The sequence below is a fragment of the Enterococcus camelliae genome (assembly GCF_042685105.1).
Lineage (GTDB): Bacteria > Bacillota > Bacilli > Lactobacillales > Enterococcaceae > Enterococcus_G > Enterococcus_G camelliae.
On the sequence record NZ_JBHUMO010000058.1, the window covers coordinates 21,299 to 35,364 of the forward strand.

Sequence of the window (14,066 nt, forward strand, 5' to 3'; positions counted from 1 at the left end):
AAGTTTGCCTTGTGCATTCGTTCAATCCAACCTGGCCATCGATAGTGAGCACCACGATCCGAATGAATAATCGGATGCTCTTGATCTTGCAAGGTAGCTACCCCAGTATCTAGCATAGTATTCACTAATTCTGAATCAGGCTTTGTTCCAATGGTCCAGCTAATAATAGCTCCATCATAACAATCAACAAGTGGGGATAAATAAACTTTTCCTGCGGGAATTTTAAACTCAGTAATATCTGTTAACCATTTTTCATTTGGTTTTTCTGCTTTGAAATGACGATTCAAAAGATTTGGTTGTGCAGGAGTAATTTCTCCAACATATGAAGAGTATTTTTTTGCTTAGAAAATTTAATCATCAAGTTTTCCTCAAGCATTAATCTCCGTATGACTTTTTCAGATAGGCTTTTCCCCATGTTTTTTAAAGCTTGGTGAATTCTGCGATAACCATAAGCACAGAAGTTACTGTTGAAAATAGTCATGATCAATTGACGTTCTTCAACATATTTATCTGGTTTCTCAAGTGCCTTTTTTTGATAAAAATAGCTACTTTTAGACAACTTAAGTTGTTAAAGCAGCTCCTTCAACGTAAATCGATTTCTTTGAGCATCAACCAATATCGTTTTTTCTTGATTTGATAGATAAAGAAGATTGATGCCTTTTTCTTTTTTTTAGCAGTTCAGCAGCTCCTTCTAGCAATGCTTTTTCGATTTGTAATTGGTGTACTTGTTTTTGTAATTCTTCCACTTCTTTTAAAAGTAACTCTTTTTGGTTGCCTTGATTTTTTGAAGTCATGCGAAATGGGAAATCCTTTCCAAGAAACGTATTTTTCCATTGGTAAAGCGATCCTCGACTGACGCCTTCATCTTTAGCTAACTTTTTTCTATTGGTTCGAGGTTTGTAAAACTTTCTCAACACGTCATCTTTTTGATCTTGGTTTAACTGTACCGCACTTTTCCTAAGTTTTCTAGCCCCGGGCGCTAGTTCTTCACACCATTGTCGTACAGACTCTCGATTCGGGTAACCAAGCAGTCGAATCGTCCTTGCATAGCACTGTCCATATTCAAAATAATGATTCACAGCTATTCGTTTTTGTTCTTCAGAATACTTTGATTTTTTGGGGTAATCCGAATGAAGCTCTCCAGATATCAAATATTCCTTGTACCATTTGCGAAGTGCGCCAACTGACGGATAGCCTAATTCATGAATGGTAGCTACATAGGAACAATCGTACTTTAAAAATAACTGAATTGCTTTTACACGTTCTTCGTGGGAAAACATACGGGCATTCCTCCTGAGTTCATTTTTGGTCCAGGATTATGTCCGCACCCCCAACTCTGCACTTTTATTTTGCCATAAACACCTAAGCTGTTTGAAATCAAAGGTTTGGGAACAGCTGATTTTTTAAAAGAAGAAATTCCATTTTTTCACATTTTTGACAACTGTAAGTATGTTGATAATGAACAAGAGCGTCTAACATAGCTTGATGGAATCGGATTTCTTCGCGCACTTTCGTGCGCCCGATATCTTTCATTTGTGAACCACAGTGTTCGCAACACTGCTCTTCCAATGGTAGGACATATTCTAGACTCGTTTTGGGTAAATGCTTCAGTTTATCGGCCTTTGTGCCCAACACCCGTTGATGCCCTTTTACCGTTATAGATGAAGGAACATCCTCTGAGACCACTTCAAAGGCGGTTTCTTGGTTAAATAAATTAAGCTGTCCATTGTCATCGACGGGAAGAGTTTCTTTGGAACGACCAAATAATTTGTTGGTTAGATAATTGATTTTTTCATTTAACAGTTGGATTTCGGTTGTTAGATTTTGAATGGTTTGCTGCTGTACCTGATTCGTTTTATTCGAATCTTGAAGTAATTTAAGCAGTACATCTTGATTTTCCAAAACTTCTTCCTCCTTCCAACAGGATTAATCTGGGTCTAAAATACCACAAAAAATGTAAAAAAAATAGAGGCTTCACACAAGTAATTGTGTGAAACCTCTATTTAAAAGCTGCCTTTTTTGCCTAGTGAAATGGCCTTGGGTTGATCTACACTCAAACTTTCCAACCTGCTGATTCGTTAGGGTTCGAATTTCTTCTTTCTTGGCCATTTTAATCGACCATTGTCGATTCGTTTATAACAAAGAAGGAAACCATCACCATCCCAATGGAGAAGCTTAAAGCGGTCTTGCCGATTTCCGCAAAATAGGAAGACGGCATCTTCATACAAGTCCAGTTGATAATCTTGTTGGATGAGGCTAGCTAAGCCGTCAATGCCTTTCCGTAAATCCGTTTTCCCACATACAACGTAGATATGCTAGGTTAATCCTTGTTTTTTATTATATGCTTGATTTTCTAGCATCGTAAATTCATCGCCAGGGTTTAACTGATTGCCATTAATAACTTTTGATACTTTGAAATGTGACAATGTATAAGCAATATCAATTCTATCTTCTTGGCCATAAATGATAGTGGGATCATCTTGAGCGATTTTCTTGGCGATCACTACCAGATCTGTATCTTTTTCTAAATCGGCTAAACTATCATACCCATCCATTTTAGCATCAAGAAATAGATTTTTACCAAACAAATGATCCTTCATTCCATTATCCAAACTGGTTTCCTCTGTAGCATGTTGTTCTGGCTTATCGTTTGCAAGATTGCCATGTATCGCATATACTGCTACACCTAAACAAACAGCTGCAGCCAATGTAATAATTATTTTTTTTGCTTTCATTTTTTCCACCTCATTTTTTTACTTAATATTTTGCATTCATTCCAGCTTTATCGTCGGCTAAAGGATATGCCTTATTATTGAAACCAGTGGCTCGCATAACTGCTTTACTGTTATTAGCTGCTTGTGTATGACTAAGTCCTAATGCATGCCCAACCTCATGGACAACGGTTTCATTTCTAACTGCTGACGATGCATTGATGAAAGCACGGTAATATCTAATATCACTTTGTCTGGAATTATTATAGTAACAGACCCCGTAGTTGCCATTGTCAGTGTTTACAACTCCTTGATAGATATTTATATATCCAGAACTACTTGATTTAACATATACTTTGGCACCACTGTAATTCCAAGCTGTCGCTTTGTTTAGATGGGTAGTATATCCACTCCCACTCGACAAATTTTGATATTGACAGGTATAGCCGACATCTTGACTATTCAATACATACGCATTCGCTTTACTGCTAAATGAAAAAATCCCCATAACCAATAGTACTAGAGTAACAATCATCTTTTTCATACTTTTTTCTCTCCAATCTTCTTGATTTATCCAAACAGTCTTACAAAAAATTCTTCTACCCATTCCCAATTAAGTACATCCATTGTTACTTACTCCTCCTTTCTGTGAAAATTTTTAACAAGTTAATTATCACATGCTCAAAAAAGGAAAGTTACTTTTGCAAAGAATCTCGACATTTATTTAGTTTCAGTAGGTTTTCAGTATTCCTTTTTAACGTTTCAGATTTTCGCTCATATCCTAAGAAAAGAAACAAATCATAAATTTTCTCTATATCTTTATTTGTGGTTTCTTTTAGTACCATGTCTAGAAGACTTTTATAGTACTTTTCCATCAATCTATAATACACACGATTCGGTAATTCTAGATCATATATTTCTAAACTTTTTAATATTTTAGATGTTGCCTCGACTTCCTGCCTTTCAAGGCAAAGCTGCACTGCGTTTAAATAAAAAGCAAGAATATTATTGATAGTTTGAAAACTGTAAGAATGCTTTTTGCTAATTCTTCGATCCCATTCTCCAATAAGTACGAGGATTGTTTCAGTGCTAAAAAGGAAGAGGCAACTTGCCATAACACTTATTTCATAAGTAGTATATTGTGTAACCGTTTCGAAATATTTCTGGATTTTCTCTATTTCATAAGTATATTCTCCCAGATGAGATGAAATATTCTCTTGAAGAATTTTTTTGCAAAAACCATAAAAATAGCTAAATATGCAATATTCCCCGTTTTCTTATAGTTATCCTGCATTTCCTCTTATAACTTTTCAATAGATAGGTCTCCCTCTTCATATTTCAATTGAAGATCTTTGTATATTTCTTTCCTACTCTTGTAAGCAAAACTCTTTCTAAGAATTTGAAATTCATAAAGATCAACATTCATTCTATGTAATAGTTTTTCTAATAAATCAACATTCACCGTCAAGTTCGTTGTCTCAATTGTAGCAAGAGTTGTTCGTGAACATATCCCCTGTGATAACTGTACTTGGGTAAAACCTCTTTCTTTCCTCATTTTCCTTAATAATTTACCAATTGATTCCTCATTGCTTCTCATATCAGTGTCAGCCCCTTCATTTTTTATATCCGCTTTCACTACGTCGTACTACTATTCATATCGATATAGCTGAGATGAAATGGAATAAAACAACTGCATTTTTTCCCTTCTAGTATTGTCAACGGTAACGATAAAACGTACCTACAATTTTAAGTTGCTTTTACCATAGAATGGCTATTTAAAATGTTTAACCTGTCTTTTTCTTCGCTTTCATCTTACTTATCCATAATTTTAGACTACATCACATGATTAACATTTTCAATTTATATTTAGAGATGAATCATCAGATTCCAAAAAGTTGAAATTTGGAATCTCAACGATACTTCTCGACTACAAAAAAATATGGTCGGACACGACCAGAGTTATACTACTATGAGCAACTTTTCAATATGGAAGAACTTAAAAATCAGACACATTTACTTGAGCAATCAATAAACCAAAGACGTTCAGCGGTGAAGCCTGGCTGAACGTCTTTGGTTTATTGATTATGCTTAGCCCCTATTTCTAACAGGGGGCTAACAGGGGGCTAACTAACAGGGGGCTAACTAGAAACTGGGAACTGCTTCAACTACCCATTGGAGCCTGGCATATCAGCGTTTTCGTTGTCACCCAGTTTCAAGATTTGTCACATTCTATTAGTCTATCCGATTCAGCTAACTAACGAGTAATAGACAAATAGGCAATTTCTTTCTTCACCTCAGCTAGAAAAGTCTTGTAATAGTGATTAGCTTTATTTTCTAGCTGATCAAATACTTTCGATTTTTGATTATAGCGATAACAACCAATATCGACTTTCAAATGATTCGTATCGATACCATAATAGATGATTGTTGCTTCTTTTAACGGAATGTTTAACAGCTCAAAGGTTCGTGTATAGTAATCGATCGTCACTTGATCTTGCAGATTCGGTTGATGCTTATACAAAGCTCTTTGTCGTTTGGCGAAGGTATATGGCAAAAAATGGACCGTCGCATTTTCTTCCTCAATGTAGGCATAGTATTGCGGTGCTGTATCCACCGGATCATTAGCTGCGTTCACTAAATACAGCTCGTTGGTACCAGCTACTTTTGAATAAACCAAATACGGTTCTTCCTGCTCTGAAATGGCGCCAGAGTCGATAATACCTTGGATGAAATCAATAATCGTTATTTCATCGTAAAGATCCACGTTCTGCTGTTTGAGAAATGACACCATCTGATCCAACATCACTGAATTGATTTTCAAGTGAAAATGCTCTTCCACCAACTTATCCATAAATTCTTCTGGTGTACCATATAGGAGGTAGTTCACCTCTGTTTTCCCAAGAATAGCAATCTTATTCAGCTTGTCTTCTTTAGGTAAATTAACGCCTCGTTCCCAATTGTTAACGGTGGTTTTGGGAGAATGACTAATCAACTCACCGAATTGCGCCATACTGTATCCCAAATCAGTTCTGATTTTCTTGATTCGTTGCCCTACTTCTTTGGCATTCTGATTCATAACGCTTCCTCCATTTCAATCTCACCTTCATCTTATCAAAACAATAACCCACTGCCAATCAAAAAGTACTTTTTTTCGAACTTATTTCTCTTGACATTCTTGAACAGCAGCGGTACTATAGTTTCGTACTTATTTTGGTACTTATCCATTAAAGGAGGTTTTCTATGGGAACAAGTGATTTACAAGAACTCGGACTATCCATCAAGAAGTCACGAGAAGACAGGAGGTGGACACAAAAGGATCTGGCAGTAAAAGTCGGTATTTCCCGCTCACTATTAGCTAAATTTGAAAAAGGTACCCGAAGACTTTCAGAAGATACACTTAATAAATTGCTTGATTGTCTACGAGAAACAGAAGCCAAGCCTGAGTATACGATTCTTATCGATTACTTGGCGATTCATTTTTTCTCAAATGACTATCAAAAGCTGGTTGAAGAAGTATTAGGAATCAAGCTGAAATATTTTGAGCAAACCGATTTTGCACCATTGGGCTACACCGGGCGTTTTACACGAAATGATACGATCAACGTCCTCTATTCGGTGGATGATCCTGAAAAGGGTACGCTGCTCGATTTGACCGGCCAGGGATGCAAACATTTGGCAATGTTACTGAATACTAGGAAAATGACTTGGCAAGATTTTTTTGCAAAAGTCTTTCAATTTCAAGGAAATTTTACCCGTATTGACTTCACCTTGGATGACCCTGTTGGGATACTTGATATTCCAGAACTCGCCCAGAAAACTCAACTTGGTCACATCAAAACCGTCTTTCGTACCAGCGATGTTAACTATTCGACTGATATCTCAAACTCAGATTCTAATGGCCTGACGCTTTATCTCGGATCAAGAAAGAGCAACTGTCGTTTTTGCTTTTATCAAAAAGATTACGAACAAAGGAAGCGGCGCGGTATTTCCTTGGAAGATGCCACCATCAAGAATCGGTTTGAATTAAGGTATCGGAAAGAAAAAGCCCAGAAATTAGCCGAACAAATGATGACTTCTTCCGACTTTGAAAGCTTGTTTTTCGAGTTGATTAACGGAGCTGTTTGTTTCTACGATGGTGATCCCGATGAACCAGGCACCCGAATTGATCCAAAATGGGCGGAATTTATCAGCAATCACGGCGAGATAAGTTTGTCACTGGAAACCACACCCCAGACTTTCTCCAAAAGTATCAACTGGCTGTCCCATGGAGTTGCACCTACCCTATCATTTATCAATGAGGTTGATCGACTATTTGGCTCATCCTTGTTGACAGCGATTATCGACACCGGCGAAATGAATCCCCATCAAGAAAAGATTATGGAAAATATGCGTGAGGAACCCGATTTTTATCAACCAGAGGTCGATTATTATGAACACGAATTACGTCAAAAAAGACAAAGAGAAAGATGCTAAAAAAAGCAAAGCACTGCTTACACATCAAACTGTGCAGCGTACTCCGCCCTCGACAAGTGTAGTATAGCATAGTGAAAAAATTTGGTAAATCTTTCAAAAATTTGAAAGAAGGAATCACATGACGGTCAATGTACCAATAGAAATTGACGATCAATTCACTGAATTAATCGTCCAACAAGTATTGAAACAAGTGAATGAAAATGAAGCTAAAGATCCATTGGCTTCAGAGCTACCCCCCTACCCTAATCGCAAACAAGTAAAGCGTGTACTAAAAATTGGCGATGATCGGTTGAATGATTGGATTGCTCACGGATTACTGACAATTCCATTTGGTAAAGAACTACGCTTTGATCGTGAAGATATTCGTTCATTTTTAGATCAACAAAAAGTATAGCCTTGACCAAAACCAAGTCGCTGTCTATGATTACGATTAGAAGGGAGAAACAATTTGCCTTTGATATGCTGGCGAGTGAATCAAAGGAGAAAATTATGATCAAAGAATATACAAAAAAAGATGGTTCACAAGCTTATCTAATTAAGGTGTATCTTGGAATCGATCCACTAACAGGAAAAAAACGTTTCACAACCCGCCGCGGTTTTAGAACACAAAAAGAAGCTAAAATGGCCCAATCACGGCTTGAAGTTGAAGCCCAAGACAACAAATATTGTCCCGAGAAAAATTATACTTTCGATCAAATCAAAGATTTATGGTTGACTCAATATAAAGACACCGTTAAAGAAAGTACTTATCGAAGAGTAATCTTTCTTTTCAAAAATAATATCGGCAAAAAATTTGGCAATAAGCGAATCGCAAAATACAACATTCCCTACTGTCAAAAAGCTGTCAACGAGTGGAAGGATTCTTATGCCACCTACCGCGCTTTAAAATCTTACACAACTGCCGTTTTCGATTTTGCTATCAAGATGAATGTCTTGATTGATAATCCAATGAAACATGTCTCTTTCTCTACTGGGAAAAGAACAATCAAGAAAGCCAAATTGAAATTCTTTGAAGTTGATGAGTTGAAACGCTTTCTGGAATGCTATAAAGAAGATTCATTTCCTCTGACTTACCCACTTTTTCGATTATTGGCATTTAGTGGTATCAGAAAAGGGGAGCTCTTAGCATTGACCTGGGATGATATTGATTTGGAACAAGGAATGCTTACGATAAACAAAACTGCCGCTCTCAATAATAAAAATCAAGTTGAAGCAACAACTCCCAAGACAAAGCATTCCAACCGAACGATCTCACTTGATGAGCTTACTGTACAAGTTCTGAAAAAATGGAAGATAAAACAAAAAGAATATTTGTTAATGTATGGTATTAAAACTTTGAAAGAAGATCAGTTGGTTTTTGCTTCCAAATCGAATAACTATCTCGCGATGACGAGACCTAATCAATTATTAGCTCGTTTATGTGACAAATATGGGTTTCCAAATATTTCGATTCATGGATTTCGACATACCCATTGTAGTTTATTATTTGAAGCTGAGCTCTCAGCGAAAGAAGTTCAAGATCGTCTGGGACATTCAGATATTCAGACTACTTTAAACATTTACACTCATATCACAAAAAAACAAAAAGATGTAGTAGCAGAGAAGTTTGCCAACTATGTCCAATTCTAGTTTTTAGAGTGGGATGGTCAAAAGGATGGTCAAAACAATCTAAACAAAAAAAAGAAGTCAAAAACCTTGTTAAATCAAGGCTTTTGACTTCTCTAATCAGAAAAGTAATTATTTAACTGTTACTGAAGCGCCAACTTCTTCTAAAGTAGCTTTTAATGCTTCTGCTTCTTCTTTAGAAATGCCTTCTTTAACAGGTGCAGGAGCGCCATCAACTACAGCTTTCGCTTCTTTCAAGCCTAAGCCAGTAGCTTCACGTACTGCTTTGATAACTTTCACTTTTTGATCGCCAACAGCTGTTAATTCAACAGTAAATTCTGTTTGTTCTTCAGCGGCAGTAGCACCTGCTGCAGCAACAGCTACAGGAGCAGCTGCAGATACGCCAAATTCTTCTTCGATAGCTTTAACTAAATCGTTTAATTCTAAGATTGTCGCGCCTTTTAGCTCTTCGACAATGTTTTCAATATTCAATGCCATGATTGGTTTCCTCCATTTAATTGGTTTTTTCTTTTACTATTTCGTTATCTTCAAATGTGCAAATGGGTCATGCGGCAATTAAGCTGCGTCGCCATCTTCTTTTTCTGCAACTGCATTGATTGCATAAGCCACATTGCGGACTGGTGCTTGTAGTACAGATAAAAGCATAGAAAGTAATCCTTCGCGGTTTGGCAATTTTGCCAAAGCAGTGATTTCTTCCAAAGTTGATACTTTGCCTTCAATGATGCCACCTTTGATTTCCAATGCTTTTGCATCTTGTGCAAATTCATCGATAATTTTCGCTGGTGCAACAACATCATCATTACTAAACGCAACGGCTGTTGGACCAGTAAATACTTCTTCTAATCCTTCAAGACCTGCTGCTTGTGCGGCACGAGTAAGAATTGAATTTTTGATCACTTTCATTTCAACGTTCGCATCGCGCAATTGTTTACGTAAACGAGTCACTTCGTCAACAGTCAGACCACGGTAATCTACAACAACAACAGATGATGATGCTTTAAATTTTTCCGTTACTTCTTCAACGATAGCGGCTTTTTTAGCAATAGCTGCTTCACTCATTTTTTTCACCTCCTGATTTTGATGGAAGAGTTTTTTTTAAATAAAAAAACCCTATGCCACCGTAGACATAGAGGGACTATTGAAACGATCTTCAATGTTTGTCCTCGGTAGGAATTATGACCTAGTCACCTACTGTCTTCGGTACAGTTAATTATTAACCTTAGCTACCTTATCATAAATAAGGTAGCTAAGTCAAGTTCTTTTCTATAAATTAGAAAGAAGTTGTATCCACATGAATACCAGGACCAAAAGTAGTCGTTACAGTGATATTTTTCATGTAAACACCTTTAGCCGCAGCTGGTTTTGCTTTTACTAATACATCGTGGATTGTTTTAAAGTTTTCAACTAGTTTTGCATCATCAAATGATACTTTACCAATTGGAACATGAATATTTCCAACTTTGTCCACACGGTAGGTAACTTTACCGGCTTTGACTTCATTGATAGCCTTCGTTACGTCCATTGTTACTGTACCAGTTTTAGGGTTAGGCATTAACCCTTTTGGACCTAATACACGTCCAAGTTTCCCAACTTCAGCCATCATATCAGGTGTCGCTACAACAACATCAAAGTCGAACCAACCACCTTGGATTTTTTGAGCTAAGTCAGAATCCCCAACGTAATCCGCACCTGCAGCTTCTGCCTCTTTTGCTTTTTCGCCTTTTGCAAAAACCAAAACTTTTTGTGTTTTACCAGTTCCGTTTGGTAGCACAACTGCTCCACGAATTTGTTGATCTGCTTTCTTTGGATCAACATTTAAACGGTAGGCAACTTCAACTGTTGCATCGAATTTTGCGATATTTGTATCTTTTGCTAATGCGACAGCTTCTTCAACAGAATAAGCTTTTGACGCATCAACTTTTTTTAATGCTTCTTGCATTTTTTTGCTTTTTTTAGCCATTTGTGTTTCCTCCTTGAATGTGGTTATAACGGTAGAACCTCCCACGTGTTCTTTATCTTTCAATAAAGAGCCAACTGAGAAGCTACTTCCTTAGGGCTTGTCAAAACTTATTCAACAACAATCCCCATGCTTCGTGCAGTTCCTTCAACCATGCGCATAGCTGCTTCGACGCTAGCTGCGTTTAGGTCTTCCATTTTTAATTCAGCGATTTCTTTTACTTGGTCGCTAGAAACAGTTGCAACTTTTGTTTTATTTGGCACACCTGAACCTTTTTCGATTTTAGCAGCTTTTTTCAATAAGACTGCTGCTGGTGGTGTTTTTGTTACAAATGTAAATGAACGGTCTTCATATACAGAAATAACAACTGGAATAATTAACCCTGCTTGATCAGCTGTACGAGCATTGAATTCTTTTGTGAATCCCATAATGTTCACGCCTGCTTGACCTAGTGCTGGTCCTACTGGTGGAGCTGGTGTTGCTTTACCTGCAGGAATTTGCAATTTAACGATTTTTTCTACTTTTTTTGCCACGAGACATACCTCCTTAAGTCCGTGATGTGGTTAATTGGAGATACGTATTTCTCCTCCCACGTAAACCATGCCTATAAATAATTATTTACACGCACTTAGATATTATAGCAAATATTCCAATGATTTCAACTTATTTTTCTTATTTTCTTGTTTTCATTTGCAAACTAGTCGCTCCTAACAAGGGTCTGTGCTACACTACAAACGTACGTTGAAAGAATAAGGTGGAAAAAAATGGAACAATTAAACTATCGTAGCGTTTTTGATATTATCGGACCGGTTATGGTTGGTCCAAGTAGCTCACACACAGCGGGAGCTGCTAGAATTGGAAAAGTGGTGCGCAATATTTTTGGTGAACAACCGGATACCGTTGATATTTACCTCTATGAATCTTTTGCCAAAACCTATCGGGGGCATGGGACGGATATCGCTTTAGTCGGTGGTCTTTTGGGAATGGATCCGGATGATAGCCGTTTAGGGGACTCATTAAAACTTGCTTATGAAGCGGGGATGGAAGTCTTATTTACGCCTAAAAAAGAAAAGGCCGAACACCCGAATATGGTTCGCATGGTTGTTTCAAAGGGCTCCCATAAGTTATCTGTCACAGGCATCTCTATTGGTGGTGGCAATATTCAAATTTCCGAAGTGAATGGCTTCAAATTGTCACTAACCCTAGGCACACCAACATTTATTATTGTCCATCAAGATGTCCCAGGCATGATTGCCAAAGTGAGTCAATTGTTGTCGGAAGCGAGCTTAAATATTGGAACGATGACCGTCACACGAGAATCAAAAGGGGAAAAAGCCATTATGATTATCGAGGTGGATGAACGCAACCATGATGTTTTAGAAAAAATTCGTAAGTTGGCTCATATTTATAGTGCCTCTTACTTTGATTAAGGAGTCCTGACATGTTTTATTCAATTGCTGATTTAGTAGAACAAGCCAACCAATACCAGTCGATTGCAGAGTTGATGATTGCGACCGAAGAGGAAATGACTGGCCGTTCTCGTAAAGAAATCGAACGCTTAATGGAACGAAATCTATCGGTTATGGAACAATCGATTGAAGAAGGCGTGGCCGGCGTGAAATCCGTCACTGGCTTAACGGGTGGGGATGCAACCAAAATGAATGACTACTTGGACAAAGGAACATTTATGAGTGGAAAAACGATTTTAACAGCGGTACGCAACGCCATTGCGGTAAATGAAGTGAATGCCAAGATGGGATTGATTTGTGCCACACCTACAGCTGGCAGTGCCGGCGTCGTCCCCGGTGTATTAATGGCTTGCCGCGAAAAATTACAACTTTCGCGCGAACAACAGCTTGATTTTTTATTCACAGCTGGGGCTTTTGGCCTTGTCATTGCCAATAATGCGTCCATCTCTGGTGCAGAAGGCGGTTGCCAAGCAGAAGTCGGCTCGGCAAGTGCGATGGCCTCAGCTGCTTTGGTTGCAGCCAATGGTGGCACCGCCCATCAATCCGCACAAGCCGTGGCAATCACCTTAAAAAATATGATGGGGCTGATTTGCGATCCGGTTGCTGGGTTGGTTGAAGTTCCATGTGTAAAACGAAACGCTTTGGGTTCCTCGCAAGCCTTTATTTCAGCTGATATGGCTTTGGCAGGGATTGAAAGTGTCATTCCTCCTGATGAAGTCGTCGCAGCGATGTATCAGGTTGGTCGCCAGATGCCATCAATGTTTCGTGAGACAGCTGAAGGTGGATTAGCAATGACCCCAACTGCGCAAAAACTAACCCAATCAATTATGGGAACGAATCGCTAGGCGTTCATTCTCTATCTTTTTTTGTTAATTCTCTGGAAAATCTGATGTGTCGCTTTTTCCGGGGGATTTTTTGTTTCCCATCATACCGTTCAATGAATAGAATTAGTACCACAAGAAATGGCTAACCAGTTCATCAACTTCCTTGTTTTCATGCAATTGACTGTGTTGTGCCATTTCTCCTTGCACAATCCGTGAATCAACGTCGATTCCCTGGTCTCGCAAAAGTGGAACAATTGCCAAACTACTGGCCAAAGGAACGGTCCCATCACTGAGATCGTGAGCATTAAGTTGGCCACTAATCACTTCGACAGCAATTGTTTGATCAATTCGATTGGCATTGGCAACAAATTGTTGATAACGTACAGATTGCTCCGCCGGTCCATTCGTCAGCAAGTCCACCTGTGATTGAAAAGGCAAGGTATCCAAGAACTCATTAAAGGGTCCGGCAATCAGCAGGACTTTCTTAATTTGAGGCTGCGTCTCATCTGGTTTCTGACGCTCCAAATAATCAACTGTACTAACGGCCCCCATTGAATGCCCAACAAGATTCACTGTATCGATATGGTACCTCGTTTTTAGATAACTCAAGACTGCTGCAATCCATTGCGATTGATTCCATTGTGTACTCTTATTACTTTGGAAAATCACTTGCACCGTCGGATTCACTTTTTTTTGAGACAATTGGCCCTTCGCCAAAATTGAACCATCGTCAAGGACCGTCAAGGTAAGTTCTTTTTTTGATTCCTGGTTGCGTGCCAATCGTTGCAGCATTGAGCCAAAAGACGTTGTCCCCCCACCATATCCATGAAAAAAAAGGGTCGGAACACCAGAGTAGTGAATCGCTTTTGATTGTTGCTTGATAGTCGTTTTTTGAGTGGTTGTCGAAGTTGCCGTCGACGTTGGACTCGCATCACTTTGACAAGCCACCAACCCCAAGACAAAGAAAACAACTAATAAACCATAGCCTATTTTTTTCAACCCACAT

At 38.4% G+C, this 14,066-nt stretch carries 16 protein-coding genes, 2 pseudogenes and 1 other annotated feature; of the genes and pseudogenes, 5 read left to right on the top strand and 13 right to left on the bottom strand.

What is annotated here, in order from left to right; all coding sequences use genetic code 11:
* The 8 genes and pseudogenes from ACFSR0_RS09845 to ACFSR0_RS09880 form a co-directional block, all read right to left on the bottom strand.
* Positions 1-1,280, bottom strand: a pseudogene (locus tag ACFSR0_RS09845) (IS3 family transposase); the annotation flags it as partial.
* Positions 1,281-1,360: 80 nt separating this feature from the next.
* Positions 1,361-1,902 (bottom strand): annotated as a pseudogene (locus ACFSR0_RS09850) (IS66 family transposase zinc-finger binding domain-containing protein); the annotation flags it as partial.
* Between the two features lie 176 nt (positions 1,903-2,078).
* A complete protein-coding gene (tnpB, locus tag ACFSR0_RS09855) occupies positions 2,079-2,312 on the bottom strand; it encodes an IS66 family insertion sequence element accessory protein TnpB (protein ID WP_379982433.1) in 234 nt (77 codons plus the stop codon).
* A gap of 3 nt (positions 2,313-2,315) precedes the next feature.
* Positions 2,316-2,735 carry a hypothetical protein gene (locus ACFSR0_RS09860; protein ID WP_379982334.1) on the bottom strand — a complete coding sequence of 140 codons (420 nt, stop codon included), beginning with the start codon at positions 2,733-2,735 and terminating at the stop codon, positions 2,316-2,318.
* A gap of 22 nt (positions 2,736-2,757) precedes the next feature.
* Positions 2,758-3,318, bottom strand: a complete 561-nt coding sequence (locus ACFSR0_RS09865) for a matrixin family metalloprotease (RefSeq protein ID WP_379982435.1) — start codon at positions 3,316-3,318, stop codon at positions 2,758-2,760.
* A gap of 88 nt (positions 3,319-3,406) precedes the next feature.
* The gene (locus ACFSR0_RS09870) at positions 3,407-3,970 is read right to left on the bottom strand and encodes an Rgg family transcriptional regulator (RefSeq protein ID WP_379982437.1); all 564 of its coding nucleotides are present in this window, start codon (positions 3,968-3,970) and stop codon (positions 3,407-3,409) included.
* A gap of 41 nt (positions 3,971-4,011) precedes the next feature.
* Complete coding sequence (locus ACFSR0_RS09875) at positions 4,012-4,347, bottom strand: helix-turn-helix domain-containing protein (RefSeq protein WP_379982336.1); 336 nt, start codon at positions 4,345-4,347, stop codon at positions 4,012-4,014.
* 618 nt (positions 4,348-4,965) lie between these two features.
* Positions 4,966-5,787, bottom strand: coding sequence for a helix-turn-helix domain-containing protein (locus ACFSR0_RS09880; protein WP_375035199.1), 822 nt, complete (start codon positions 5,785-5,787; stop codon positions 4,966-4,968).
* A gap of 164 nt (positions 5,788-5,951) precedes the next feature.
* Between ACFSR0_RS09880 and ACFSR0_RS09885 the strand changes: the two genes are divergently transcribed.
* The 3 genes from ACFSR0_RS09885 (at position 5,952) to ACFSR0_RS09895 (ending at position 8,813) form a co-directional block, all read left to right on the top strand.
* Positions 5,952-7,184, top strand: coding sequence for a replication initiation factor domain-containing protein (locus ACFSR0_RS09885; protein ID WP_375035198.1), 1,233 nt, complete (start codon positions 5,952-5,954; stop codon positions 7,182-7,184).
* A gap of 118 nt (positions 7,185-7,302) precedes the next feature.
* Entirely contained in the window at positions 7,303-7,578 is a 276-nt protein-coding gene (locus ACFSR0_RS09890; protein ID WP_375035197.1) for a DNA-binding protein, read from the top strand.
* Between the two features lie 95 nt (positions 7,579-7,673).
* Positions 7,674-8,813: a tyrosine-type recombinase/integrase gene (locus tag ACFSR0_RS09895; RefSeq protein WP_379982339.1), complete on the top strand. Its 1,140-nt coding sequence runs from the start codon at positions 7,674-7,676 to the stop codon at positions 8,811-8,813.
* Positions 8,814-8,921: 108 nt separating this feature from the next.
* On the opposite strand, the gene rplL is transcribed toward ACFSR0_RS09895, so the two are convergent.
* The 4 genes from rplL to rplK all read right to left on the bottom strand — a co-directional run bounded on the left by rplL (position 8,922) and on the right by rplK (position 11,300).
* Positions 8,922-9,287 carry a 50S ribosomal protein L7/L12 gene (gene rplL / locus ACFSR0_RS09900; RefSeq protein WP_379982341.1) on the bottom strand — a complete coding sequence of 122 codons (366 nt, stop codon included), beginning with the start codon at positions 9,285-9,287 and terminating at the stop codon, positions 8,922-8,924.
* Between the two features lie 78 nt (positions 9,288-9,365).
* Positions 9,366-9,869: a 50S ribosomal protein L10 gene (gene rplJ, locus ACFSR0_RS09905; RefSeq protein WP_379982343.1), complete on the bottom strand. Its 504-nt coding sequence runs from the start codon at positions 9,867-9,869 to the stop codon at positions 9,366-9,368.
* 33 nt (positions 9,870-9,902) lie between these two features.
* Positions 9,903-10,029: a sequence feature (ribosomal protein L10 leader region), on the bottom strand.
* A gap of 51 nt (positions 10,030-10,080) precedes the next feature.
* Entirely contained in the window at positions 10,081-10,770 is a 690-nt protein-coding gene (gene rplA / locus ACFSR0_RS09910; RefSeq protein ID WP_379982345.1) for a 50S ribosomal protein L1, read from the bottom strand.
* 107 nt (positions 10,771-10,877) lie between these two features.
* Positions 10,878-11,300: a 50S ribosomal protein L11 gene (rplK, locus tag ACFSR0_RS09915; RefSeq protein ID WP_379982347.1), complete on the bottom strand. Its 423-nt coding sequence runs from the start codon at positions 11,298-11,300 to the stop codon at positions 10,878-10,880.
* A gap of 231 nt (positions 11,301-11,531) precedes the next feature.
* Here rplK and sdaAB point away from each other — a divergent pair, with 231 nt between their 5' ends.
* Both sdaAB and sdaAA read left to right on the top strand, forming a co-directional pair.
* Positions 11,532-12,197: an L-serine ammonia-lyase, iron-sulfur-dependent subunit beta gene (gene sdaAB / locus ACFSR0_RS09920; RefSeq protein ID WP_379982349.1), complete on the top strand. Its 666-nt coding sequence runs from the start codon at positions 11,532-11,534 to the stop codon at positions 12,195-12,197.
* Between the two features lie 11 nt (positions 12,198-12,208).
* Positions 12,209-13,081, top strand: a complete 873-nt coding sequence (sdaAA, locus tag ACFSR0_RS09925; RefSeq protein WP_379982351.1) for an L-serine ammonia-lyase, iron-sulfur-dependent, subunit alpha — start codon at positions 12,209-12,211, stop codon at positions 13,079-13,081.
* Between the two features lie 102 nt (positions 13,082-13,183).
* On the opposite strand, the gene ACFSR0_RS09930 is transcribed toward sdaAA, so the two are convergent.
* Positions 13,184-14,059 (bottom strand): alpha/beta hydrolase, encoded by an 876-nt coding sequence (locus tag ACFSR0_RS09930; RefSeq protein WP_379982353.1) that lies wholly within the window; start codon positions 14,057-14,059, stop codon positions 13,184-13,186.
* Positions 14,060-14,066: the final 7 nt, after the last annotated feature.